General features: G+C 35.6%; 15 protein-coding genes, 6 tRNA genes and 3 rRNA genes. 18 read left to right on the forward strand and 6 right to left on the reverse strand.

The annotated features are described in order from the left end of the window. The first annotated feature begins 64 nt into the window (after nucleotides 1–64). From EL082_RS03460 to glmM, 15 genes are all read left to right on the forward strand, one after another. Nucleotides 65–1,507, forward strand: a complete 1,443-nt coding sequence (locus tag EL082_RS03460) for an MDR family MFS transporter (protein WP_002466479.1) — start codon at nucleotides 65–67, stop codon at nucleotides 1,505–1,507. 146 nt (nucleotides 1,508–1,653) lie between these two features. Further along, a complete protein-coding gene (locus EL082_RS03465; protein ID WP_002466519.1) occupies nucleotides 1,654–2,718 on the forward strand; it encodes an Mrp/NBP35 family ATP-binding protein in 1,065 nt (354 codons plus the stop codon). Nucleotides 2,719–3,171: 453 nt separating this feature from the next. Continuing rightward, nucleotides 3,172–4,724, forward strand: a 16S ribosomal RNA gene (locus EL082_RS03470). Between the two features lie 378 nt (nucleotides 4,725–5,102). Beyond that, nucleotides 5,103–8,024: ribosomal RNA gene (locus tag EL082_RS03475) — 23S ribosomal RNA — on the forward strand. 70 nt (nucleotides 8,025–8,094) lie between these two features. After that, a 5S ribosomal RNA gene (gene rrf, locus EL082_RS03480) occupies nucleotides 8,095–8,209 on the forward strand. Together the 16S, 23S and 5S rRNA genes with 6 tRNA genes alongside form the textbook arrangement of a ribosomal RNA operon. Nucleotides 8,210–8,223: 14 nt before the next feature. Beyond that, a tRNA-Asn gene (locus EL082_RS03485) sits at nucleotides 8,224–8,298 on the forward strand. A 1-nt stretch (nucleotide 8,299) separates the two neighbouring features. Further along, a tRNA-Glu gene (locus tag EL082_RS03490) sits at nucleotides 8,300–8,371 on the forward strand. Between the two features lie 6 nt (nucleotides 8,372–8,377). Then, nucleotides 8,378–8,453: transfer RNA gene (locus EL082_RS03495), tRNA-Val, on the forward strand. A gap of 22 nt (nucleotides 8,454–8,475) precedes the next feature. Then, nucleotides 8,476–8,559: transfer RNA gene (locus EL082_RS03500), tRNA-Tyr, on the forward strand. Between the two features lie 6 nt (nucleotides 8,560–8,565). Further along, nucleotides 8,566–8,640, forward strand: a tRNA-Gln gene (locus tag EL082_RS03505). A 3-nt stretch (nucleotides 8,641–8,643) separates the two neighbouring features. Next, nucleotides 8,644–8,716 (forward strand) — tRNA-Lys (locus EL082_RS03510). A 100-nt stretch (nucleotides 8,717–8,816) separates the two neighbouring features. After that, nucleotides 8,817–9,722: an arginase gene (gene rocF, locus EL082_RS03515; RefSeq protein WP_103286366.1), complete on the forward strand. Its 906-nt coding sequence runs from the start codon at nucleotides 8,817–8,819 to the stop codon at nucleotides 9,720–9,722. Between the two features lie 127 nt (nucleotides 9,723–9,849). Continuing rightward, on the forward strand, nucleotides 9,850–10,656 hold the full coding sequence (gene cdaA, locus EL082_RS03520) for a diadenylate cyclase CdaA (protein ID WP_002451707.1): 807 nt from the start codon (nucleotides 9,850–9,852) through the stop codon (nucleotides 10,654–10,656). Nucleotide 10,657: 1 nt separating this feature from the next. Next, entirely contained in the window at nucleotides 10,658–11,590 is a 933-nt protein-coding gene (locus EL082_RS03525; RefSeq protein ID WP_015364809.1) for a CdaR family protein, read from the forward strand. 27 nt (nucleotides 11,591–11,617) lie between these two features. After that, a complete protein-coding gene (glmM, locus tag EL082_RS03530; RefSeq protein WP_002467229.1) occupies nucleotides 11,618–12,973 on the forward strand; it encodes a phosphoglucosamine mutase in 1,356 nt (451 codons plus the stop codon). A gap of 92 nt (nucleotides 12,974–13,065) precedes the next feature. Here glmM and EL082_RS03535 read toward each other — a convergent pair whose 3' ends face one another. The 4 genes from EL082_RS03535 to EL082_RS03550 are packed head-to-tail and all read right to left on the reverse strand — an operon-like array spanning nucleotide 13,066 to nucleotide 18,234. After that, nucleotides 13,066–14,178, reverse strand: coding sequence for a mannitol-1-phosphate 5-dehydrogenase (locus tag EL082_RS03535; protein ID WP_015364810.1), 1,113 nt, complete (start codon nucleotides 14,176–14,178; stop codon nucleotides 13,066–13,068). Next, nucleotides 14,178–14,612: a PTS mannitol transporter subunit IIA gene (locus EL082_RS03540; protein WP_002467235.1), complete on the reverse strand. Its 435-nt coding sequence runs from the start codon at nucleotides 14,610–14,612 to the stop codon at nucleotides 14,178–14,180. Before EL082_RS03540 ends, EL082_RS03535 begins: the two co-directional genes overlap by 1 nt. Before the next feature lie 14 nt (nucleotides 14,613–14,626). After that, nucleotides 14,627–16,654: a BglG family transcription antiterminator gene (locus tag EL082_RS03545; protein ID WP_103286367.1), complete on the reverse strand. Its 2,028-nt coding sequence runs from the start codon at nucleotides 16,652–16,654 to the stop codon at nucleotides 14,627–14,629. A 32-nt stretch (nucleotides 16,655–16,686) separates the two neighbouring features. Then, complete coding sequence (locus EL082_RS03550; protein ID WP_049414659.1) at nucleotides 16,687–18,234, reverse strand: PTS mannitol transporter subunit IIBC; 1,548 nt, start codon at nucleotides 18,232–18,234, stop codon at nucleotides 16,687–16,689. 687 nt (nucleotides 18,235–18,921) lie between these two features. Between EL082_RS03550 and glmS the strand changes: the two genes are divergently transcribed. Continuing rightward, on the forward strand, nucleotides 18,922–20,727 hold the full coding sequence (gene glmS / locus EL082_RS03555; protein WP_002467205.1) for a glutamine--fructose-6-phosphate transaminase (isomerizing): 1,806 nt from the start codon (nucleotides 18,922–18,924) through the stop codon (nucleotides 20,725–20,727). A gap of 148 nt (nucleotides 20,728–20,875) precedes the next feature. Continuing rightward, entirely contained in the window at nucleotides 20,876–21,733 is an 858-nt protein-coding gene (locus EL082_RS03560) for an HAD family hydrolase (RefSeq protein WP_002467226.1), read from the forward strand. Between the two features lie 85 nt (nucleotides 21,734–21,818). On the opposite strand, the gene EL082_RS03565 is transcribed toward EL082_RS03560, so the two are convergent. Continuing rightward, the gene (locus EL082_RS03565) at nucleotides 21,819–23,018 is read right to left on the reverse strand and encodes a hypothetical protein (protein ID WP_002467216.1); all 1,200 of its coding nucleotides are present in this window, start codon (nucleotides 23,016–23,018) and stop codon (nucleotides 21,819–21,821) included. 132 nt (nucleotides 23,019–23,150) lie between these two features. On the opposite strand from EL082_RS03565, the gene EL082_RS03570 reads away from it, so the two are divergent. Then, complete coding sequence (locus EL082_RS03570) at nucleotides 23,151–23,882, forward strand: metallophosphoesterase family protein (protein WP_002467221.1); 732 nt, start codon at nucleotides 23,151–23,153, stop codon at nucleotides 23,880–23,882. Between the two features lie 45 nt (nucleotides 23,883–23,927). Here the strand turns inward: EL082_RS03570 and czrB are convergent, their stop codons facing one another. Beyond that, nucleotides 23,928–24,875, reverse strand: a complete 948-nt coding sequence (gene czrB, locus EL082_RS03575; RefSeq protein ID WP_002467237.1) for a CDF family zinc efflux transporter CzrB — start codon at nucleotides 24,873–24,875, stop codon at nucleotides 23,928–23,930.

A 24,875-nucleotide genomic window follows, 5' to 3' on the forward strand; every position in this document is an offset into this window, starting at 1 on the left:
TTTGAATCGTTTTTCTTAATTTGTTTGAATGAAGTACTATTATCAAATAAAGGAGATTATGTTCATGAGCAATATAGAAATTAGTAAAAGACGAAGGAATTTAATTGTTTCTGTAATGCTAATTAGTGCTTTTGTAGCTATTTTAAACCAAACATTATTGAATACAGCCTTACCTCATATTATGAGAGAGTTAAAAATAGATGAAAGTACATCTCAGTGGTTGATAACGGGATTTATGTTAGTTAATGGTGTTATGATTCCGTTAACTGCTTATTTAATGGACCGAGTTAAAACGAGACCATTATACTTATCTGCAATGGGTACCTTTTTAATTGGATCGATTGTAGCAGCCATAGCACCTAATTTTGGTGTGTTGATGACTGCGAGAGTTATTCAAGCTATGGGGGCAGGTGTACTAATGCCACTAATGCAATTTACATTGTTTACTCTGTTTTCTAGGGAAAGACGTGGGTTTGCAATGGGATTAGCAGGTTTAGTGATTCAATTTGCACCAGCGATTGGTCCTACATTCACAGGCTTAATTATTGACCATGTTAGTTGGAGGGTGCCATTCATCATCATTGTTGGTATCGCATTAATCGCACTCATCTTCGGTTTTATATTTATTTCAAGCTATAATGAAACTAAGCAAACTAAGCTTGACAAACGTTCTATATTATATTCTACAATTGGATTCGGTATGATGTTATATGCATTCAGTAGTGCGGGTAGTTTAGGCTTCGGTAATCCAATTATCATTGGTACATTAATCATAAGTCTGATAATTATATTAATATTTATTAGACGACAATTAACAATATCTAATCCATTACTTAATTTAAAAGTATTTAAGACGAGAACTTTTTGTTTTAGTACCATAACTTCAATGATAGTGATGATGTCCATGGTTGGACCTGCATTATTAATTCCATTGTATGTACAAAATGCTTTAGCACTATCTGCATTATTATCAGGTTTAGTTATTATGCCAGGTGCAATAATTAATGGATTAATGTCTGTGTTTACAGGTAGTTTTTATGATAAATACGGCCCAAGACCACTTATCATTTCTGGCTTTACTATCTTAACGATATGTACATTTTTATTATGTTTCTTAAAAGCAGACACATCTTATATGTATTTAATTATAATATATGCGATAAGAATGTTTGCAGTTTCTTTATTAATGATGCCTATTAATACAGCTGGTATTAACGCGTTAGAAAATAAGAACATTTCCCATGGCACAGCCATTATGAACTTCGGACGTGTCATGGCTGGATCTTTAGGAACAGCTTTAATGGTCACATTTATGAGTATGGGATCAAAATGGTTAGGATCTACAATAGCTACATCTGGAAGTAAAGAAATGATACAACGACAAACCGTTGCTGCAGGTGTAGATGTGTCATTTGCGTTAGTTACTTTATTTGTAGTTGTTGCATTTAGTTTCGCATTATTTATCAAAGAACCTAGAAATAAGAATAAAAATATTAGAGAAGTTTAAATACAATTAATTCTTAGAAGTTAGCTATTAATTTAAAGCTAACTTCTTTTTTTATTACATAAAAAGTCTTATACTAAAAAAGATAGACTAGGTAATAGCACACTTTAGTTATTTAGTTGAGATAATATAAATAAGGGGGATTTACTTTGTTAACGGTAAATCAAGTCAAAGAATTAGTTGGAGAAATAAAAGATCCAATTATTGATGTTCCTTTAAAAGAGACTGAAGGAATAGTGGATGTTTCTATTAAAGAAGAAATTGAACATGTGAGTGTAAAAATTGCTATGGCACAATTAGGTGGGCAACCTCAACTAGACCTACAAATGGCTGTAGTTAAAACGCTAAAAGAAAATGGTGCAAAAACAGTAGGTATCAGATTTGAAGAATTACCTGAAGGTACAGTTGAACAATATAGAGGTAAAGGCACTGAAAAGCCTAAAACAATAGAAGGATTATTATCAAAAAATAATCCTGTTGAATTTATTGCAATCGCATCAGGTAAAGGTGGCGTGGGTAAATCAACTGTTGCAGTTAATCTAGCAGTTGCTTTAGCTAGAGAAGGAAAAAAAGTAGGGCTAGTAGATGCTGATATTTATGGATTTAGTGTACCAGATATGATGGGCATTGATGAAAAACCTGGTATCGAAGGAAAAGAAGTTATCCCGGTTGAAAGATATGGTGTTAAAGTAATTTCTATGGCATTTTTTGTTGAAGAAAATGCACCAGTCATTTGGAGAGGACCAATGTTAGGTAAAATGCTAACTAACTTTTTCACTGAAGTAAAATGGGGTGATCTAGATTACTTATTATTAGACTTACCTCCAGGTACAGGTGATGTTGCGCTAGATGTTCATTCAATGCTACCTTCTAGTAAAGAAATTATTGTCACTACACCTCATCCAACCGCAGCATTCGTCGCTGCAAGAGCAGGGGCTATGGCAAAACATACAGAACATTCAATTTTAGGTGTTATTGAAAACATGAGTTATTTCGAAAGTAAAGAGACTGGCAATAAAGAGTATGTATTTGGTAAAGGTGGCGGAACGAAATTAGCAGATGAGTTAGAAACTCAATTATTCGGCGAATTGCCATTAGAACAACCAACATGGAACCCTACAGACTTTTCTCCGTCCATCTATCAACCTGAAGATAGATTAGGTAAAATCTATCAGACAATTGCTCAAAAAGTAATCGCAACTACACAAAAGTAACAAAAAGTGATTTGGCGTATAAAATTAACTTTAATTTTATACGCTTTTTCTATTGCATTTTAGAAAAATCCTGTTAGAATAATTTCTTGTGAGTTATTCAACTCGAAAATATCAATTTAAAAAAAGTTTGAAAAAAAGTTTGATTTCATTGTTGACTTCAAAAGATAAAATTGATATTATATAAAAGTCGTCAAAAACGACAAGTTAAGTTTAATAAAACTTTGTTAAGAAAGTGTAAAACTTACTATTGCAAAGCGAAAATAAATCTATTAAACTTATTAAAGTAATCTTAATTAAATATTGACTTCGAGTTAAAGAAGTTATATAATGATGAAGATTGTATCAAATGAACATTGAAAACTGAATGACAATATGTCAACGTTAATTCCAATAATGTAACGAAAGTTACAACAATTAATTTAGTTTTATGAGCTAATCAAACATCATAATTTTTTTATGGAGAGTTTGATCCTGGCTCAGGATGAACGCTGGCGGCGTGCCTAATACATGCAAGTCGAGCGAACAGATAAGGAGCTTGCTCCTTTGACGTTAGCGGCGGACGGGTGAGTAACACGTGGATAACCTACCTATAAGACTGGGATAACTTCGGGAAACCGGAGCTAATACCGGATAACATATTGAACCGCATGGTTCAATAGTGAAAGGCGGCTTTGCTGTCACTTATAGATGGATCCGCGCCGTATTAGCTAGTTGGTAAGGTAACGGCTTACCAAGGCAACGATACGTAGCCGACCTGAGAGGGTGATCGGCCACACTGGAACTGAGACACGGTCCAGACTCCTACGGGAGGCAGCAGTAGGGAATCTTCCGCAATGGGCGAAAGCCTGACGGAGCAACGCCGCGTGAGTGATGAAGGTCTTCGGATCGTAAAACTCTGTTATCAGGGAAGAACAAATGTGTAAGTAACTGTGCACATCTTGACGGTACCTGATCAGAAAGCCACGGCTAACTACGTGCCAGCAGCCGCGGTAATACGTAGGTGGCAAGCGTTATCCGGAATTATTGGGCGTAAAGCGCGCGTAGGCGGTTTTTTAAGTCTGATGTGAAAGCCCACGGCTCAACCGTGGAGGGTCATTGGAAACTGGAAAACTTGAGTGCAGAAGAGGAAAGTGGAATTCCATGTGTAGCGGTGAAATGCGCAGAGATATGGAGGAACACCAGTGGCGAAGGCGACTTTCTGGTCTGTAACTGACGCTGATGTGCGAAAGCGTGGGGATCAAACAGGATTAGATACCCTGGTAGTCCACGCCGTAAACGATGAGTGCTAAGTGTTAGGGGGTTTCCGCCCCTTAGTGCTGCAGCTAACGCATTAAGCACTCCGCCTGGGGAGTACGACCGCAAGGTTGAAACTCAAAGGAATTGACGGGGACCCGCACAAGCGGTGGAGCATGTGGTTTAATTCGAAGCAACGCGAAGAACCTTACCAAATCTTGACATCCTTTGACCGCTCTAGAGATAGAGTCTTCCCCTTCGGGGGACAAAGTGACAGGTGGTGCATGGTTGTCGTCAGCTCGTGTCGTGAGATGTTGGGTTAAGTCCCGCAACGAGCGCAACCCTTAAGCTTAGTTGCCATCATTAAGTTGGGCACTCTAAGTTGACTGCCGGTGACAAACCGGAGGAAGGTGGGGATGACGTCAAATCATCATGCCCCTTATGATTTGGGCTACACACGTGCTACAATGGACAATACAAAGGGCAGCTAAACCGCGAGGTCAAGCAAATCCCATAAAGTTGTTCTCAGTTCGGATTGTAGTCTGCAACTCGACTACATGAAGCTGGAATCGCTAGTAATCGTAGATCAGCATGCTACGGTGAATACGTTCCCGGGTCTTGTACACACCGCCCGTCACACCACGAGAGTTTGTAACACCCGAAGCCGGTGGAGTAACCATTTATGGAGCTAGCCGTCGAAGGTGGGACAAATGATTGGGGTGAAGTCGTAACAAGGTAGCCGTATCGGAAGGTGCGGCTGGATCACCTCCTTTCTAAGGATATATTCGGAACATCTTCGTAGAAGATGAGGAATAACATTGACATATTGTATTCAGTTTTGAATGTTTATATAACATTCACATATCTTCTTTTTCAAAGAAAGCGATTCGCAGACAATGCGTTGAGTTACTTTAAAGCGGAGTTTACTAGAGTAAATGAGTATTTAAAGTAATGATAACAAAACAGTATGCAAACGCTTGACTGGAAATAGAACTTGTACATTGAAAACTAGATAAGTAAGTAAAATAGATTTTACCAAGCAAAACCGAGTGAATTAGAGTTTTAAAGCTTGAATTCATAAGAAATAATCGCTAGTGTTCGAAAGAACACTCACAAGATTAATAACGCGTTTTCTGTAGGATGGAAACATAGATTAAGTTATTAAGGGCGCACGGTGGATGCCTTGGCACTAGAAGCCGATGAAGGACGTTACTAACGACGATATGCTTTGGGGAGCTGTAAGTAAGCGTTGATCCAGAGATTTCCGAATGGGGAAACCCAGCATGAGTTATGTCATGTTATCGATATGTGAATACATAGCATATCAGAAGGCAGACCCGGAGAACTGAAACATCTTAGTACCCGGAGGAAGAGAAAGAAAAATCGATTCCCTGAGTAGCGGCGAGCGAAACGGGAAGAGCCCAAACCAACAAGCTTGCTTGTTGGGGTTGTAGGACACTCTATACGGAGTTACAAAAGTATATATTAGACGAATCATCTGGAAAGTTGAATCAAAGAAGGTAATAATCCTGTAGTCGAAAATATATACTCTCTTGAGTGGATCCTGAGTACGACGGAGCACGTGAAATTCCGTCGGAATCTGGGAGGACCATCTCCTAAGGCTAAATACTCTCTAGTGACCGATAGTGAACCAGTACCGTGAGGGAAAGGTGAAAAGTACCCCGGAAGGGGAGTGAAAGAGAACTTGAAACCGTGTGCTTACAAGTAGTCAGAGCCCGTTAATGGGTGATGGCGTGCCTTTTGTAGAATGAACCGGCGAGTTACGATTTGATGCAAGGTTAAGCAGCTAATGTGGAGCCGTAGCGAAAGCGAGTCTGAATAGGGCGTTTAGTATTTGGTCGTAGACCCGAAACCAGGTGATCTACCCTTGGTCAGGTTGAAGTTCAGGTAACACTGAATGGAGGACCGAACCGACTTACGTTGAAAAGTGAGCGGATGAACTGAGGGTAGCGGAGAAATTCCAATCGAACTTGGAGATAGCTGGTTCTCTCCGAAATAGCTTTAGGGCTAGCCTCAAGTGATGATTATTGGAGGTAGAGCACTGTTTGGACGAGGGGCCCTTCTCGGGTTACCGAATTCAGACAAACTCCGAATGCCAATCAATTTAACTTGGGAGTCAGAACATGGGTGATAAGGTCCGTGTTCGAAAGGGAAACAGCCCAGACCACCAGCTAAGGTCCCAAAATATATGTTAAGTGGAAAAGGATGTGGCGTTGCCCAGACAACTAGGATGTTGGCTTAGAAGCAGCCATCATTTAAAGAGTGCGTAATAGCTCACTAGTCGAGTGACACTGCGCCGAAAATGTACCGGGGCTAAACATATTACCGAAGCTGTGGATTGTCCGTAGGACAATGGTAGGAGAGCGTTCTAAGGGCGTCGAAGCATGATCGCAAGGACATGTGGAGCGCTTAGAAGTGAGAATGCCGGTGTGAGTAGCGAAAGACGGGTGAGAATCCCGTCCACCGATTGACTAAGGTTTCCAGAGGAAGGCTCGTCCGCTCTGGGTTAGTCGGGTCCTAAGCTGAGGCCGACAGGCGTAGGCGATGGATAACAGGTTGATATTCCTGTACCACCTAGTATCGTTTTAATCGATGGGGGGACGCAGTAGGATAGGCGAAGCGTGCTATTGGATTGCACGTCCAAGCAGTAAGACTGAGTGTTAGGCAAATCCGGCACTCATAAGGTCAAGCTGTGATGGGGAGAGGAAATTGTTTCCTCGAGTCGTTGATTTCACACTGCCAAGAAAAGCCTCTAGATAGATAACAGGTGCCCGTACCGCAAACCGACACAGGTAGTCAAGATGAGAATTCTAAGGTGAGCGAGCGAACTCTCGTTAAGGAACTCGGCAAAATGACCCCGTAACTTCGGGAGAAGGGGTGCTCTTTAGGGTTAACGCCCAGAAGAGCCGCAGTGAATAGGCCCAAGCGACTGTTTATCAAAAACACAGGTCTCTGCTAAACCGTAAGGTGATGTATAGGGGCTGACGCCTGCCCGGTGCTGGAAGGTTAAGAGGAGTAGTTAGCTTCTGCGAAGCTACGAATCGAAGCCCCAGTAAACGGCGGCCGTAACTATAACGGTCCTAAGGTAGCGAAATTCCTTGTCGGGTAAGTTCCGACCCGCACGAAAGGCGTAACGATTTGGGCACTGTCTCAACGAGAGACTCGGTGAAATCATAGTACCTGTGAAGATGCAGGTTACCCGCGACAGGACGGAAAGACCCCGTGGAGCTTTACTGTAGCCTGATATTGAAATTCGGCACAGCTTGTACAGGATAGGTAGGAGCCTTTGAAACGTGAGCGCTAGCTTACGTGGAGGCATTGGTGGGATACTACCCTAGCTGTGTTGGCTTTCTAACCCGCACCACTTATCGTGGTGGGAGACAGTGTCAGGTGGGCAGTTTGACTGGGGCGGTCGCCTCCTAAAAGGTAACGGAGGCGCTCAAAGGTTCCCTCAGAATGGTTGGAAATCATTCATAGAGTGTAAAGGCATAAGGGAGCTTGACTGCGAGACTTACAAGTCGAGCAGGGTCGAAAGACGGACTTAGTGATCCGGTGGTTCCGCATGGAAGGGCCATCGCTCAACGGATAAAAGCTACCCCGGGGATAACAGGCTTATCTCCCCCAAGAGTTCACATCGACGGGGAGGTTTGGCACCTCGATGTCGGCTCATCGCATCCTGGGGCTGTAGTCGGTCCCAAGGGTTGGGCTGTTCGCCCATTAAAGCGGTACGCGAGCTGGGTTCAGAACGTCGTGAGACAGTTCGGTCCCTATCCGTCGTGGGCGTAGGAAATTTGAGAGGAGCTGTCCTTAGTACGAGAGGACCGGGATGGACATACCTCTGGTGTACCAGTTGTCGTGCCAACGGCATAGCTGGGTAGCTATGTATGGACGGGATAAGTGCTGAAAGCATCTAAGCATGAAGCCCCCCTCAAGATGAGATTTCCCAACTTCGGTTATAAGATCCCTCAAAGATGATGAGGTTAATAGGTTCGAGGTGGAAGCGTGGTGACACGTGGAGCTGACGAATACTAATCGATCGAAGACTTAATCAAAATTTATGTTTTGCGACGCAAAATCATTTTACTTACTATCTAGTTTTGAATGTATAATACATTCCATTTGTCTGGTGACAATGGCAAGGAGGTCACACCTGTTCCCATGCCGAACACAGAAGTTAAGCTCCTTAGCGCCGATGGTAGTCGGACTAACGTTCCGCTAGAGTAGGACGTTGCCAGGCAAATATATAATTATTCCACAGTAGCTCAGTGGTAGAGCTATCGGCTGTTAACCGATCGGTCGTAGGTTCGAGTCCTACCTGTGGAGCCATGGCTCCTTGGTCAAGCGGTTAAGACACCGCCCTTTCACGGCGGTAACACGGGTTCGAGTCCCGTAGGAGTCATTTAATGGAGAATTAGCTCAGCTAGGAGAGCATCTGCCTTACAAGCAGAGGGTCGGCGGTTCGAACCCGTCATTCTCCACCATTGATTTTTAATTAAATATGCTGGAGGGGTAGCGAAGTGGCTAAACGCGGCGGACTGTAAATCCGCTCCTTCGGGTTCGGCAGTTCGAATCTGCCCCCCTCCACCATCTTAATGGGCTATAGCCAAGCGGTAAGGCAACGGACTTTGACTCCGTCACGCGCTGGTTCGAATCCAGCTAGCCCAGCCATAAGAGCCATTAGCTCAGTTGGTAGAGCATCTGACTTTTAATCAGAGGGTCAGAGGTTCGAATCCTCTATGGCTCACTCTTAACATCTTTCTTCGGAAAGGTGTTTTTTTTTATTGTTTTATGTAAACGGATACATTATTCTATAAATAACACGAAAAAAAGAGGTGGATATATAAATGAAAAACATAGATATTATAGGGGTGCCTTCAACATTTGGTCAAAGAAAATTAGGGGTGAATTTAGGTCCAGATGCTATAAGATATGCAGAATTACAAGATAGACTAGAAAATATAGGTATTAACGTTCATGATAAAGGCAATATAGACGTTCCTGCTATAGATTTGAAAAAGTTTAATTCTGAGCAACAAGGCTTGAGAAATTATGATGAAATTATTAATGTTTCAAAGACGCTTAGCCAAAAAGTAGACCAAACGATAATAAATGATAGATTTCCATTAGTTTTAGGCGGAGATCATTCTATAGCAGTGGGTTCAATATCTGGTATTTGTAAACACTATGAAAATCTAGGTGTGATTTGGTATGATGCTCATGGTGATTTGAACATACCTGAAGAGTCACCTTCAGGTAATATTCATGGTATGCCATTAAGAATATTATTAGGTGAAGGTCCAAGTGATCTTGTTAATTTAAATGACATTCAACCAAAACTTAAACCTGAAAATATTGTTTTAATTGGTATGAGAGATTTAGATAAAGGTGAACGTGAGTATATCAAAGCACAAAATATTAAAACTTATACTATGGCCGATATAGATAAACTTGGTATAGAAACAGTTATTAATGATACATTAAGTTATTTGAAATCAAGACATGTTGATGGATTACATTTATCCTTAGATGTAGATGCTTTAGATCCAACTGAAACACCAGGAACAGGTACAAGAGTATTAGGTGGATTGAGCTATAGGGAAAGCCATTTTGCTTTAGAATTACTTCATGAAAGTAATATGATAACATCTATGGATTTAGTTGAAGTTAATCCATTAATTGATTTACATAATAGTACAGCTGAACAAGCAGTTTCATTACTTGGAACATTCTTCGGAGAAACATTATTATAAAATATTTATTGCAACTTGCATGTATTTTGACATGCAAGTTTTTTTCATTTTTCTCTCCGTTCATATGACACTTGTTCTAATGATTGATATAATGGATGATATGGAAAATGTTATCGGAGGAGATGTTATGGATTTTTCCAATTTTTTTCAAAATTTTAGTACTTTGAAAGTCATAACTAGTGTCCTCGATTTATTGATTGTATGGTATGTCCTTTACTTACTTATTACAGTTTTTAAAGGAACTAAAGCAATACAATTATTAAAAGGTATTGTTGTTATAGTAATCGGTCAACAAATCAGTAAAATGCTAAATTTGACTGCGACTTCTAAATTGTTCGATATCGTAATTCAGTGGGGTGTACTTGCTTTAATAGTTATTTTCCAACCTGAGATTCGAAGAGCGTTAGAACAATTAGGTAGAGGAAGTTTCTTGAAACGTTATACAAATGCCTATACTAAAGATGAAGAGAAGTTAATCCAATCTGTATCTAAAGCGGTTCAGTATATGGCTAAACGTCGTATAGGTGCATTAATAGTGTTTGAGAAAGAAACAGGTTTACAAGATTATATTGAAACTGGGATTCCTATGGATTCTAAAATTTCTCAAGAGTTATTAACAAATGTATTTATACCTAATACACCTTTACATGACGGAGCTATGATTATTCAAGGGACTAAAATAGCAGCAGCCGCTAGTTATTTACCTTTATCAGATAGTGTTAAAATTTCTAAAAGTCTAGGTACTAGACATAGAGCAGCAGTAGGTATTTCTGAAGTATCAGATGCCTTTACAGTCATTGTTTCTGAAGAGACAGGTGATGTTTCAGTTACATTTGATGGTAAATTGAGAAGAGATATTTCAAATGAAGTGTTTGAAGAATTATTAGCTGAGCATTGGTTTGGCACACACTTTCAAAAGAAAGGTGTGAATTAATATGTTAGAAAGCAAGTGGGGATTAAGATTTGTTGCATTAATTTTAGCGATATTCTTCTTCTTATCTGTGAATAATGTTTTTGGTAACATATTTAATTCAGATGATATTTCACAGAAATCAACGAAGACAATCCAAGATGTTCCAGTGGAAGTGGTTTATAATCATAAAGATTTACATGCAACACATGTTCCAGATACAGTAGATGTAAATATATCAGGGCCACAATCTAAATTATTAAAAATTGAAAGTCCAGATGACTTAAAAGTAGTTGTTGATTTGTCTGGAGAAAAGGCTGGTAAATATCATGAAAAATTCCAAGTTAAAGGAATAAGTAATGGTATTAATTACAATATAAAACCTAAAGCAGCCAATATTACATTAGAAAAGAAAACTACAAAGACGATGCATGTACAACCGGATGTAAGTCAAAGTGATATTTCAAATGAATATAAAATAGATAAACAACAAATTTCACCAGAAACAGTTAAAGTAACAGGTGGAGAAGAGCAATTGAATCAAATTGCTTACTTAAAAGCAACATATAAAAATGCTAGTAAGATTAGCAAAGATACAAAAGATGTTGCAGAAGTTAACGCTTACGATAAAGATTTAAATAAATTAAACGTCTCAATTAATCCAGGACAAGTAGATTTGAAAGTATCTGTTAAGCCTTTTAGTAAAAAGGTAAAAGTGAATACTAAGACTACTGGAAATTTAGATGATAATAAAAAAGTTGATAGTATAAAATTAGATGATGATGAAGTAGAGATTTATGGTAGTAGAGAAGACTTACAGGGTATAGATAGTATTACAGCTGAAGTTGATTTAGATCATATTTCAGAATCAACTGAAAAGACAGTGAAATTTGATTTGCCTAAAAATGTAAGTAAGGTTAAACCTGAAGAAACAAAGGCTTATATTACGGTTAAATAATTGAAAGAAATAAAAGGAGAGTAAATCATGGGAAAATATTTTGGTACAGACGGTGTCAGAGGTGTCGCAAACGAAGAGTTAACGCCAGAACTAGCATTTAAATTAGGTAGATATGGTGGTTACGTATTAGCGCATAATAAAGGTGAAAAAAATCCTAGAGTACTTGTAGGAAGAGATACAAGAGTCTCCGGGGAAATGTTAGAAGCTGCATTAATTGCAGGGTTAATTTCTATTGGTGCAGAAGTTATGCGCTTAGGTATTATTTCTACCCCAGGTGTTGCATATTTAACAAGAGAAATGGATGCAGGATTAGGTGTGATGATTTCAGCATCACATAACCCAGTTGCTGATAACGGTATTAAATTCTTTGGTTCAGATGGATTTAAACTATCTGACGATCAAGAAGAAGAAATAGAAGCATTATTAGATCAAGATGATCCAAGTCTTCCAAGACCCGTTGGTACTGATATCGTTCATTACTCAGATTATTTTGAAGGTGCACAAAAATATTTAAGTTATTTAAAATCAACAGTAGACGTGAATTTAGAAGGTATGAAAATAGTATTAGATGGTGCAAATGGTTCTACATCATCTTTAGCACCATTCCTATTCGGTGATTTAGAAGCGGATACTGAAACAGTAGGTTGTAGTCCTGATGGCTATAATATAAATGAAAAATGCGGTTCTACACATCCTCAAGCACTTGCAGAAAAAGTTCTTGAAACTGGCGCAGATTTCGGATTAGCATTTGATGGTGATGGCGATAGAATCATTGCAGTAGATGAAAAAGGACAAATTGTTGATGGTGACCAAATTATGTTTATCATTGGACAAGAAATGCATAAAAACCAAGAGTTAAATAATAATATGATTGTTTCAACAGTAATGAGTAATTTAGGTTTTTATAAAGCATTAGAGAATGAGGGCATCCAATCTAATAAAACAAAAGTCGGTGACCGTTACGTGGTTGAAGAAATGAGACGTGGCAATTATAATCTTGGTGGTGAACAATCAGGTCACATTGTTTTAATGGATTATAATACTACGGGTGATGGATTATTAACAGGTGTACAACTAGCAGCTATTGTTAAAATGTCAGGTAAATCATTAAGTGAATTAGCATCACAAATGAAGACTTATCCTCAATCTTTAATCAATGTGAGAGTGACTGATAAATATCGTGTTGAAGAAAATATTGATGTTAAAGAAGTAATGACTAAAGTTGAAGTTGAAATGAATGGTGAAGGTAGAATTTTAGTTCGTCCTTCAGGTACAGAACCATTAGTACGTGTGATGGTAGAAGCATCAACTGACGAAGATGCACAAAGATTTGCACAACAAATTGCAGATGTAGTCGAAGACAAAATGGGTTTAGATAAATAAATGATAAAAACAAATGTCACATTTAAAAGTGGCATTTGTTTTTATATTACAAAAAGAACCAGAAACTTTAGTTTCTGGTTCTTTATAATACCTTATTTTGCAACTAGTTCATTATATTCTTTTTCAATCTCTTCTGCTAATGGTCCTTCAACTTTAGCATATGTTTGTAAGAAGGCTTTAACACCATGTTCTTGAATATAATTATTTTTCTCTACTGTTTCTTGATCTGCTTTGTCATCATATTTTAGAAGTAGGGCAGCTGCTTTAACTAAGCCATCTCTTTCTAAATTATGTTCATATAAATAATTTAATGGTTTAATAATACGATCTTTAGGTCCAATTTTACGTAGTGTTCCACGACCTACACGAGTAACTTCATCAGAAAGATGAGGATTATTGAAACGTTCGATAATTTTTTCTACGTATTGTGATTGTTCAGTTTTAGTGAAATAAAATTCGCGTGTAATATATTCGCTTGTTTCAGCTAATACACGTCTTAAACCTGCTTCAATCGTACTATCTTGAACGGCATCTAATACTGTTGCTTTATTATCATTGTAACCAGCATATGCTAAAAATGCATGGCCAGTATTTACTGTTAATAATTTTCTTTCAATATAAGGTGTTAAATCATCAACGTATTTAATATGATCTAATTCCTGTCCATACCAAGCATCTTTTTCTACTACCCACTCGAAGAAAGGTTCTACCATAACATCTAAAATATTTTCATTTTTTTGTAATGGAACGATTCTATCAACTGCAGAGTTTGCAAAGTGAATATGATCACCAAGAGGACCAGTTATATCTAAAATAGCTTTTTTAAGTGTGTCTGTTGCCATAATTGCATTCTCACAAGCAACGATATTAACGTGATTCTCTTTTTCTTTTAAGTATGGTGCGAATGATTTAGCAATAATTGGTAAAATATTAACACCAACAGCAGTTGTAATTAAATCAGCTTCTAAAATGGCTTGTTTTAATTCATCAGACGGTTTGGCTGAGTTAATAGCATCAACGTTGTTAACACGAGTCGTTGTTTTAGACTCATCTGCTAAAATAACATCGTATTCATGCTCTTTTTGTAAAGCATTAATAATTTCCTCATTTACATCTGCAAATGTAACTTTAATATTATTATCTGCTAAGATATAACCAATAAATCCACGACCGATATTACCGGCACCAAAATGTACTGCTTTCATTATGCATCAGCCTCCTCAAAGACTTGTTTGATTTCGTCAGCAGATTTAGCATTGATAATACGTTCTACATTTTCTTCTTCACTGAAAGTAATTGCGATTTTAGATAATAGGTCTAAATGTTCTCCGTCTTTACCAGCGATACCAACAACGACTTTAACTTCTTCGCCGTTCCAATCTACACCTTCAGGAATTTGTAATAAGGTTAAACCTGATTGGATAACGTTACCTTTAGCTTCTTCAGTACCATGTGGAATAGCTAAGCCATTACCCATAAATGTAGATACAACATCTTCACGATCTTTCATTGCTTGGATGTAGTTTTCTGTAACAGCACCACTATCTACTAATGCTTGTCCTGCTTTTTCGATTGCTTCGTTTTGACTACCTACTGATACATTGATAAAAATATTTTCGTTACTGAATAATTCACTCATTGATTAATACACTCCTAAATTAATTGTTGTTTTATTTGTTTTAAAAATTGCTTTTCCAGTATTGTTTTAAATTCCTGTGGATTTTGCATAAAATCATCTAAGTTTTCCAAATGATCACTAAGAGTTTCTGATATTGTACTAACTAACTTTGTCATGATTGCATTTTCTGGAATAAACATACTTAACATATATTTAATTGAATGATTGTCATTTTGAACATTACTCAACGCTATTGGTTCTTCCAAGATAGTGATGAGAATACAAGGTTGCTTAAACATATCATCTTTCATATGTGGAATCGCAATAGGGTAAGGACGTAATATCCAACTTGGATTATCCTCTAACCGGTGTTGTAATTGTTCAGCGAATGACTGCCCATCTTTAATGATATCTTGACTGACCAAGTAATCAGCTAAATGTTGTTTCCAATTTTCAACTGATTTATATTCTATTTTCACTGAATCAACTAATTTTAAACCTGCACGCATGGTTTCTAAAATATCATCTTTAGATGTTGATAAAGTCTCTACTTCTTTATGTGTTACCAAATGATGTGTTTCTTTGGTATTTAAAAATGATGATACATAACCAATATCTGAATCAGGAAGTAGAGGATTCACTGTTAAAAATGGTCTGTCAATATCTAAATTAACTGTAGATATAATGCCATCATAACTAGATAAATCTAATACATTTAAGTCACTAACAGATGCTTGGGTAATACGTTCAATTTCACTAAACACTTGTTCGAGACGTGTTGCTAATAAACGACTTGTTCCAATACCGCTACTACAGACAACTAGAATGTTTAAAAATTGATGTCCTTGATTTTTGATAGATCCTCCAAAATGAAGCACGATAAAGGCGACTTCACTTTCTGGGAATATCAAATCTGGCCAAACGACACGTAACGCCTTACTCACATTATCAAATAGTCTTGGATATTTGTACTTAATCATATCGGTTAACGGATTATAAGTTTCAATATTTGATTCTAAGCGATTGATAGCTGGATTAATATGCAATGATAAACCATTAATTAATGTATCTTTATCATCAAAGTATTGACCTGAAATCTCTTCTACTGTCTGTACAAAAGATTTAATTTTTTGTTCGCTTTTCTTATCTTCAAATAAAGTGTCTTTAGTATCTTTACGTTTTGAACCGCGCAAATGAATGGTAATAAATGTGATTTCAGCTTGATTAAATTGAACATCATAGAGATGCTCTAGATGTTTTGCGATTTCACTAGCAATTTCATGTTCGAATGTATCCTTTACAGATTGATAAATATCATCATTAAGTGATACATATTCATTGTTTTGCATTCTTGTAATACTTAAAACGATATGAACAGTTAATGTTAAATAGCTAGATTCTGTCAATGAATAGGGAAGCTGTCCTAAATAATCCATTAAAATTCTCTCAACTTTAAATATTCGATCTAAATCCACAAGTGATTGCTGAGATTGATGTAATGATTGGTAAACAAAGTGGTTTTCTATAACTGAATACACACTTGTACTATTTAAGTTATTTACCATTAATTGACTTAAGAATTCTCTTTTTTTAGATTCAGTGCCGTTTAAAATAACACCTTCGCCACGTTTACGTGTCAATGATAATTGATATAATGCCAAATCTTGTTCTAAGTCGTCTAACAGTTTTGTTAATGACTGAATGGATACGCCAATTTCTTGTGCAAGGCTATATTGTTTAACAGCATGCTTAGATTGTATAAGTGCATATAGAATAATAACTTTTTGCTCTTCAACGGATAAATCGAGCGTTTGCTGTTGAGTCATTTCAAGTTTTAATGCTTGAATATCTTGATTAAGTCCTTTTAAACGTATACCCTTTTTGTTTACACGTTCTAATTCTATAGAAAAAGTATCAATATAAGATTCCACATGATTTAATTCTCTATGAATAGTACGAGAGGACACTGCCAGTTGTTGAGCAATGTCATAAATAGTGACATATTGACCGTGATACTTGATTAATAGTTCTATAATCTCTTTTTCACGTGTACTCAATAGCATGGCGGTATCCTCCATTTAATATTTATTTAAAATTATTGTTCTTCTTTTTTAAGGTTATTTAATAACTCTTCATATCTAGGTGAATTTAAGAAATTATCAACTGAAATATGAATTGCATTTGGTACTTGTTTGATGGCACGATCAGTTAATGTTTTTTGAGTGATAACTAATTGAGCATCGTTAGGTAATTGGTTAATAGCTGTATTTGTTACATTCACATCAGAAATACCAGCTTTTTTAAATTTATTACGTAACATACTAGCACCCATTGCACTAGAACCCATACCCGCATCACAAGCAAAGATAACATGGTTCACATTACTGTAATCATGCGCATCTACATCTTCAGTATTATAGTTATCTAATAATTGATCTGCGTCGTCTTCGCTATTATTAGATTCTTCTGTTGATGTAGCACCTGCAGTAGCACCAGTTGTACTAGCTTGTTGATTATTTTCTTTACTGCTTAATTTTGAAGATACACTTGATTTTTTACCTTTAGTAGCTTCCATTTGAGCAGTAGCTGCTTCTAAATCTTGTTTTGGTTCTTTTGTAAACTTAAGAATAATTGCTGAAACTGCGAATGATACTAATGTTGCTAATACAACACCTAATAACATGTGAAGGAATTCTCCTCTAGGTGCGTTAATACAATATACTATGAATGATCCTGGAGATGCAGGACTTTTGAATCCGAATCCAGTTGCTTGGTATGTTGCAACGCCTGTCATTCCACCTAAAATAACTGAGATGAATAACATAGGTCTCATTAATACATATGGGAAGTAAATTTCATGAATACCACCTAAGAAGTGGATGATTCCTGCACCATAAGATGTTGCTTTTGCAGTACCTTTACCAAAAATCATATGTGCAAGTAACACACCGAAACCTGGTCCAGGGTTTGATTCGATTGCGTATAAAATAGATTGACCTGCTGTAGCAGCTTGGTCTGCACCAAGTGGTGTAAATACACCATGGTTAATAGCGTTATTTAAGAATACGATTTTAGCTGGCTCAACAATAATACTTACGATTGGTAATAAGTGAGCGTGTACTAAAGCTTCAACTGCAACAGATAAAATGTGCATGATGAATTTCATAATTGGAGCTAAAATTTCAAAACTTAGAATTGTCATGATGAAACCTAAGATACCTGCTGAGAAGTTATTGAATAACATCTCGAAACCTTGTGGTGTTCTTGGTTGAACGATTTCATCTGTTTTCTTCATTAACCAACCAACTAATGGTCCCATAATCATTGCGCCTAATAGCATTGGTGTATCTGGTAATGCAACGATAACCCCCATAGTTGAAGTTGCAGCAATAATACCACCACGTAATCCATGGATTAAACGACCACCACTAAATGCAATTAATAATGGAATTAAGAATTTAATCATTGGATCAGCTAATTGAGCTAAATCTTTATTTGGTAACCAACCATTGTCGATAAAAATTGCAGCGATAAATCCCCAAGCGATGAATGCACCAATATTTGGCATAATCATACTACTAAGGAACGAACCGAATGCTTGAACTTTACGGCCGAAACCTTTTTTCTCTTGTGTTTGTGCCATTTCTACACCTCTTTTAAATTAGTATTTTGACTATATATATTGTATATCTAAGAAGCTCATTACTACAATAAGAACAAAATTCGAATTTGTCATATAAATCGTGACAACAATAATTCTATTATATATAGGTAAAGAGAATGTAAATATACAGTTTGTTAACAATTAATTTCATATGCAATTTACGCTAGGAGTTTTTTACAAAAAGCTTGTGAAAATATTTGCAATTGAGTAATTTGTCATTGTACAATAGGTCTTAATGGGAAGGGGGATAGAAGATAAATATTACAAAGCGCCTGTGCAAGTTGTTGTTATAATGCAGTAATTAAGAATTTAATTCAAATGTTGAAATTCTTATAGCTTATAAGCACATCTTGTAGACGAGGAGGATAGTGATCGAAAAGATCGGCGGATGCTATCCCGGATGTGGCTCATTCGTTAGCTTATTAAGTAAAACAGTAGGGCAACCTATTGGACAAAGTTAATAAGATCGCCAATAAATATTATATAAAATGAAAGACGTTAGAATGTTAAGTGTGATAAAATATCACGCTTATTTTCAAGTGGGTTTAAATAAGTTTTTGTTCACTTGTAGTACCGAAATAATAATGATAGAAGATTACTAAACTAAATTATGGGTAATAAATCATTGTTACTAACGTTATTTCAATAATTGGAGGAAATATAAATATGTGCGGAATAGTAGGATATATTGGCTACGATAATGCCAAAGAATTATTATTAAAAGGATTAGAAAAATTAGAATATAGAGGCTATGATTCAGCAGGTGTTGCTGTTGCAAATGAAGCAGGTACTAAAGTATTTAAAGAAAAAGGACGTATCGCAGAATTACGAAAAGTAGCTGATAGTAGCGATATTGATGGTACAGTTGGAATCGGTCACACTCGTTGGGCAACTCACGGTGTTCCAAATTACGAAAATTCACATCCACATCAATCTACAACTGGTCGTTTTACACTAGTACATAATGGTGTAATTGAAAACTATGAAGAATTAAGAAGTGAATACTTAAGCGATGTTACGTTTGTTTCTGAGACAGATACAGAAGTTATTGTTCAATTAGTTGAATATTTCTCTAAACAAGGTTTCGAAACAGAAGACGCATTTACAAAAGTAGTATCATTATTACATGGTTCTTATGCGTTAGGTTTATTAGATGAAAAAGATAAAGATACAATGTTTGTTGCTAAAAACAAATCACCACTATTAATTGGTGTTGGCGATGGCTTTAATGTTATTGCTTCTGATGCTTTAGCAATGTTACAAGCAACAAATGAATATAAAGAAATTCACGACCATGAAATCGTTATTGTGAAACGTGACGAAGTAATTATTAAAGATGCTAATGGTCAAGTTCAAGAACGTGAAACATACACTGCTGAAATTGATGCTTCAGATGCAGAAAAAGGTGTGTATGATCACTACATGCTAAAAGAAATTCATGAACAACCAGCAGTAATGCGTCGTATTATTCAAGAATACCAAGATGATGAAGGTAACTTGAAAATTGATGAAGATATTATCAATGACGTATCACAAGCAGATCGTATCTATATTATTGCTGCAGGTACTAGCTATCATGCAGGATTAGTAGGTAAAGAATTCTTAGAAAAATGGTCTGGTGTGCCAACAGAAGTACATGTGGCATCTGAGTTTGTATACAACATGCCATTATTATCTGAAAAACCATTATTCATTTATATTTCACAATCTGGTGAAACTGCAGATAGCCGTGCAGTATTAGTTGAAACTAAGAAATTAGGTCATAAAGCATTAACAATTACGAATGTACCTGGTTCTACATTATCTCGTGAAGCAGACCATACTTTATTATTACATGCTGGTCCAGAAATTGCTGTAGCCTCTACAAAAGCTTATACAGCTCAAATTGCTGTATTATCTATCTTAGCTCAAATCGTTGCTAGAACGCATGGTCGTGAAGCGGATATCGATTTGTTGAGAGAATTAGCTAAAGTGACTACTGCAATCGAAACAATCGTAGATGATGCACCAGTAATGGAAAAAATTGCTACTGATTTCCTTGAAACTACTAGAAATGCATTCTTTATTGGTCGTACTATTGATTATAATGTCAGCCAAGAAGGTGCATTAAAACTTAAAGAAATTTCATATATCCAAGCTGAAGGATTTGCTGGTGGAGAATTAAAACACGGTACAATTGCCTTAATTGAAGATCGTACACCAGTAATAGCTTTAGCAACTCAAGATAATGTAAACTTATCAATCCGTGGTAATGTTAAAGAAGTTGCAGCACGTGGTGCTAGCACTTGTATTATTTCTATGGAAGGTTTAGATAAAGAAGATGATACTTACGTGATTCCTCACGTTCATGAATTATTAACACCATTAGTTTCTGTAGTGGCATTACAATTGATTTCTTATTATGCTGCGTTACACAGAGACCTTGATGTGGATAAACCACGTAATTTAGCTAAATCAGTAACAGTAGAATAATCTTTAGAAAATAATTTGAAATATTTATAAAAGTTCTTGATAGCCTCTTTTTAGTTAATATTAACTGAGAAGAGGTTATTTTTATTGCACTTTTATTCATTTAATGACAAAATTTTAAGTAATATATGATAATGTTATGGAGGAAAATATGGACAACATTAAAGCAATATTTTTAGATATGGATGGTACGATTTTACATGAAGATAACAAAGCATCAGAATATACGAGAGATGTCATTAATGCTTTAAGAGAAAATGGATATAAAGTATTTTTAGCAACTGGACGTTCATATTCTGAAATTCATCAACTTGTTCCTGAAGGTTTTTCAGTAGATGGTATTATTAGCTCAAATGGAACTACAGGGGAAGTTAATGATGAAAATATATTCAAGCATAGTATGTCTCTAGAATCAGTTAAACGTATAGTGTCATTGGCGCAACAACAAAATATTTACTATGAAGTATTTCCATTTGGTGAACAACGACTTGTATTAAAAGAAGATGAGCAATGGATGAGAAATATGATTAGCGGTGGAGATACACCACCTAATAATGTAGGTCAAAGTGAATGGGCTTCAAGACAAGATGCGCTCAAGGATAAAATTCAATGGGTAGAGAGTTTACCAGATAAAGACTATTCGAAAATATACTTATTTGACACAAACTTAGATAAAATCACTCATTTCAGAGATGAATTAAAGCAAAATAAAGTGACTCTAAATATTAGTGTTTCTAATTCATCACGTTATAATGCTGAAACAATGGCTTATAATACTGATAAAGGTACTGGTATTAAGGAAATGATTGAACATTTTAATATTAAACAAGAAGAGACTCTTGTTATGGGTGATAGTGATAACGATAGAGCTATGTTTGAATTTGGGAATTTTACAGTGGCAATGAAAAATGCACGAACTGAGATTAAAGCATTGACGAATGATGTGACAGAATTTACTAATGAAGAAGATGGTGCGGCTAAATATTTGAAAAAACATTTATTAGACTAAATTGGTATAGTAATTTGATAAATAAAATAAGACGGCGTTCAAAGGTTTAAAACCAATGAACGCCGTCTTTTATTATTATCAATTATTATTTATTATTAGGATTGTTTTTATCAATTGTATCTTTTGCTGTTTTTTCTAAATCATCTTTTTTTGATGTTGCTGTATTTGATAAATCTTCTTTATGTTGAGTAGCTTTATCGTTTAAGTCTTTATTAGAATCTTGAGCATTAGATTGTGTTGAATCTTTTAAATTACTTGTATGATCATTAACATTGTCTTTAGTTTTATCTTGTAATTGACTAGATTGTGTTGATTTTGATTTAGCATCTTTATTATTTATAGCTTTATCTTTTTTGTCTTTTTTACCTTTTTTAGAATCAGTAGTTACTTTTTCGCCTCGTAGTACGAAATATTGAACGATTCCCATTAATAAAGCATAGTAAATAAATAGTGTTACTAAAATAACAATAACTTGTAAAATAACTAATAATACTTGCGCAACTGTTTGTGACATACTACCAGTTGCCATTTGTACAAGAGTCACTAATACACGTGTGATGATAGTAATTAATAAATTAATTAATAAAATACCAATGAAGAATTTTAACCATGTTTTATGGCCATTTTTAATTGCTTTAAATCCTTCTTTGAAAAGTTTAATTGGTCCTTGTGTTGGGTTTTCTGTGTATGCTGCTGTGTAATTAATGATTAACACAAAGAAAAACCAATAAAAGATTGAAGTAATGAATCCAACAATTAAAGTTACACCAATTTGGAATGCTAGGTAAGCAGGCATTGGATTATCCATGCCACTAATAGGTCCTTGAATAGCATTTACTAATGGTGATATTACAAGGCCAAGCAATTTATTTACTAAAAATAAAATGACTCCCATTATGATAAATAATGCTACAGTGATTAATGCTAGTAATACACTTTTACCATAATGACCTTTTTTGAATGAGATAAATAAATCTGAGAATTTAACTTTTTCTTTTCTGATTGCTTTTGAAATAACATTAATCGCACCTGCAATTAATTGATAACCTAAAAAGATAAATAATAAAATTACGACTAATGCAAGTCCAATAATCGGTGTAAGTAATGGTCCGACTGGTTGACCGAATTGCATCATCATTTGCAATTGCATGATTTGTTGACCAATCATAGCCATTGCCACTCTACCGATTAAAAAAATGACGATAAAGCTTACTAATGTAAATAGTATTGCTTTAAGATTCTGAGGTTTAGCATTCTTAAATGCTAAGTTGTAATATTTAAACAAATTTTAAGCACTCCTTTTCGTTAATATAAATACAATATCAAAAATTTGGACTTTTTCAAATTAATATCTAACATAATAGGGTATTAAGTGTTAAAATGTTCTAATGAATTGAAAATGAAAGGAGATATCATCATGAAATTTGCAATTATTACTGACGTGCATGGTAACTTTGATGCATTAGAAACTGTATTGGATGATATTGATAATAGAGACGATATTGATAAAATTTATAATCTTGGTGACAACATTGGAATTGGTCACGAGACAAATAAAGTATTAGATCATATATTTGATCGTGACGATATGGAAATGATTGCAGGGAATCATGATGAAGCTATTATGTCTGTTGTTAATGGCACTCCTTATCCGGATGATTTAAAAGATAAGTTTTATGAACACCACCGATGGATTGCAGGCCATTTAGATGAAGACTATTATGAAGAACTCAATCAATTACCACGTTATATTGAAAAAACAATTTGTGGGAAAAAAGTATTATTTATCCATTATGAAATAGAGAATGATAAATTGTCTTCGTCAATTGATGAACAACCATTTAGTCCAATCGTTAAAGATGATGAAAATGAAATGACTCAATTATTTGCGGATAAAGATGCTGATTTAATCATATTTGGCCATAACCATCGTTTGCATATGTTTGATGACAAAAACAAAATGTATTTCAATCCAGGTGCTGTTGGATTAAATAATGGATCACATGCTGTATATGGTATAGTAACGGTTACTGACACAGACATTTCATTAGAAAGAGTTAAATTAGCATACGATAATGAAGAATTTTTAGAAGGATTTGAAGCGAAACAGGTACCTGCAAAAGAACTTATATTTGAAAAATTTATGTAATTAAAAGTTGCCCCATCATTAGATTGATGGAGCAACTTTTTTATATTAATGATGATGAACGCCAGTACAAAGTGTTGTTTCGTCATGATCATGATTTGCTGTTTCTAATTGAATTGTCATATGTTGAATATTTAAATGTAATAAATCGTGTTCGATACGTTTAAGTAATTGCTCGCAGTCTTTGACAGTTAAAGTATCTGGCACAACGGCATGGCAACTTAATGCGTTCATATCATTAGATATCGTCCATACATGATAATCATGGACGCTTTGAATTTCAATGTTTTTCGTTAAAGTTTGAATAACGATATCTAAATCAACGTCGGTTGGTGTGCCTTCCATTAATATATTTAAAGATGATTTAGCAATACCATAAGCACTTTTTAAGATAATAACAGAAACTAAAATACTTGCTATCGGGTCAGCAATCGTCCAACCCAATGTCCAAATTAATATTGCAGCGACAATTGCACCAATAGATCCAAATAAGTCACCAAGTACATGTAAGAATGCACCGCGCATATTTAAATTGTGTGAAGTATCTCCACCTTTAAACATTAAAAGTGCAATGACAACATTGACAATTAAACCTAAGATACTGATGACAAACATTTCTTTTGATTGAACTTCTGGTGGCGTGAAAAAGCGTTTAATAGCTTCTATAACGATTAAAATACTAATGACAAATAGTGTAACACCATTAAAAAGTGCCGCTAAGACTTCAAATCGTTTATAACCATAGGTCTTAGATACTGTTGCATGTTTTTCAGCATAGATAAATGCAATGAGTGCTACTAATAGTGATAGGGCATCACTGAACATATGGAAGCCGTCAGAAAGTAAGGCCAGACTATTGGCTAAAAAACCGCCAATAATTTCTACTAACATAAATAGGGCTATAATAATAAATGAGATTAATAAGATTTTTTTGTTGTTTGTATGTACATGCCCGTGTGCGTGTGAATGTGCATGATCATGATGATGTGTTGACAT

Source organism: Staphylococcus warneri (assembly GCF_900636385.1).
Taxonomy (GTDB): Bacteria; Bacillota; Bacilli; order Staphylococcales; family Staphylococcaceae; genus Staphylococcus; species Staphylococcus warneri.

Bases quoted from the DNA above. Each gene is read 5' to 3' on its own strand.
- EL082_RS03460 (WP_002466479.1), top strand. From the start codon at position 65: ATGAGCAATATAGAAATTAGTAAAAGACGAAGGAATTTAATTGTTTCT.
- rocF (WP_103286366.1), top strand. From the start codon at position 8,817: ATGAAAAACATAGATATTATAGGGGTGCCTTCAACATTTGGTCAAAGA.
- cdaA (WP_002451707.1), top strand. From the start codon at position 9,850: ATGGATTTTTCCAATTTTTTTCAAAATTTTAGTACTTTGAAAGTCATA.
- EL082_RS03525 (WP_015364809.1), top strand. From the start codon at position 10,658: ATGTTAGAAAGCAAGTGGGGATTAAGATTTGTTGCATTAATTTTAGCG.
- glmM (WP_002467229.1), top strand. From the start codon at position 11,618: ATGGGAAAATATTTTGGTACAGACGGTGTCAGAGGTGTCGCAAACGAA.
- EL082_RS03535 (WP_015364810.1), bottom strand. From the start codon at position 14,178: ATGAAAGCAGTACATTTTGGTGCCGGTAATATCGGTCGTGGATTTATT.
- EL082_RS03540 (WP_002467235.1), bottom strand. From the start codon at position 14,612: ATGAGTGAATTATTCAGTAACGAAAATATTTTTATCAATGTATCAGTA.
- EL082_RS03545 (WP_103286367.1), bottom strand. From the start codon at position 16,654: ATGCTATTGAGTACACGTGAAAAAGAGATTATAGAACTATTAATCAAG.
- EL082_RS03550 (WP_049414659.1), bottom strand. From the start codon at position 18,234: ATGGCACAAACACAAGAGAAAAAAGGTTTCGGCCGTAAAGTTCAAGCA.
- glmS (WP_002467205.1), top strand. From the start codon at position 18,922: ATGTGCGGAATAGTAGGATATATTGGCTACGATAATGCCAAAGAATTA.
- EL082_RS03560 (WP_002467226.1), top strand. From the start codon at position 20,876: ATGGACAACATTAAAGCAATATTTTTAGATATGGATGGTACGATTTTA.
- EL082_RS03570 (WP_002467221.1), top strand. From the start codon at position 23,151: ATGAAATTTGCAATTATTACTGACGTGCATGGTAACTTTGATGCATTA.
- czrB (WP_002467237.1), bottom strand. From the start codon at position 24,875: ATGTCAACACATCATCATGATCATGCACATTCACACGCACACGGGCAT.